The sequence below is a fragment of the Psychromarinibacter sediminicola genome, assembly GCF_029168335.1.
Classification (GTDB): domain Bacteria; phylum Pseudomonadota; class Alphaproteobacteria; order Rhodobacterales; family Rhodobacteraceae; genus Psychromarinibacter; species Psychromarinibacter sediminicola.
In genome coordinates, this window is sequence record NZ_JARGYC010000214.1 from 1 (window position 1) to 824 (window position 824).

At 68.8% G+C, this 824-nt stretch carries 1 protein-coding gene; it reads left to right on the forward strand.

Annotation, left to right across the window (positions count from 1 at the left end; translation table 11 throughout):
- Window positions 1-99: 99 nt before the first annotated feature.
- The gene (locus tag P1J78_RS25035; RefSeq protein WP_275570084.1) at window positions 100-564 is read left to right on the forward strand and encodes a hypothetical protein; all 465 of its coding nucleotides are present in this window, start codon (window positions 100-102) and stop codon (window positions 562-564) included.
- Window positions 565-824: the final 260 nt, after the last annotated feature.

Below are 824 nucleotides of genomic sequence, written 5' to 3' on the forward strand. Positions count from 1 at the left end.
TGGCCGTTTTCTACGGCCGCAGCCCATCATGTGCACAGGAAAAGGCCGCGGCGTGACGCTCATGAGCGTTGCCAGCCATAGTTCACGGATGACCAGATCATGTATACCGACGGCGGCTCGATCCCGCGCGCGGTGCAGCCGTTCCGGGGCCTGTCGCCCTGGGGCTATGCGCCGGGCTACATGGTGCATGACTGGCTGTTCCAGGCGAAGCATTGCGTGACCGACGGGGCCGCGGATGCCGAGGAGGCGCGGGTCGCCGGCATGCCGTTCATCGAGAGCGCGGAAATCCTGGGCGAGGCGATCCGCACGCTGATCGCCGAGCGGCGCGTGGCGCCGGACGACGTGGCGCCGCGGGCGATTTCCGGCGCGGTGGCGGGGCCGATCTCGCGGGCCTTGTGGGAGCGCGGCGGCGCCTGCCCGGAGCCGCGGGTGTCGGCGGCCCACATGGCGCAGATCCGCCGGGCCCTGGGCCGTTTCGGCACGCGCCCGGCGGAGAGCCTGCGCGGGTTGGGCGTTGCGCCGGCGGGCGAGGTGGCCGGGATCGTGAGTGTGGTGCGGTTTTGAGGGGGGGGCGGCCGGTGGGCGTAGGGTGCGCGCGTGGTCTCACGCACGGGAGGCGCCGGTGTGAGGCCGCCGAATAACTGCCCTATTCGCTAATTGCTGGGTTGGCACTCGCCTCATGCTTGCTGTAAAAATGCCTAGAAGCACTACTTCCGCGAGGTCTGCATTATTAGCAGGCTGCTGAAGAAGTCGGGTTGGAAGGACGTTATTCCTGTCGCCGGGGCTGGAAGGCGGGTCGCTCGCAGATGCGAACGTCGGGTCCA

Coding starts and splice junctions, on each gene's coding strand:
- P1J78_RS25035 (WP_275570084.1), top strand. CDS start 100: ATGTATACCGACGGCGGCTCGATCCCGCGCGCGGTGCAGCCGTTCCGG.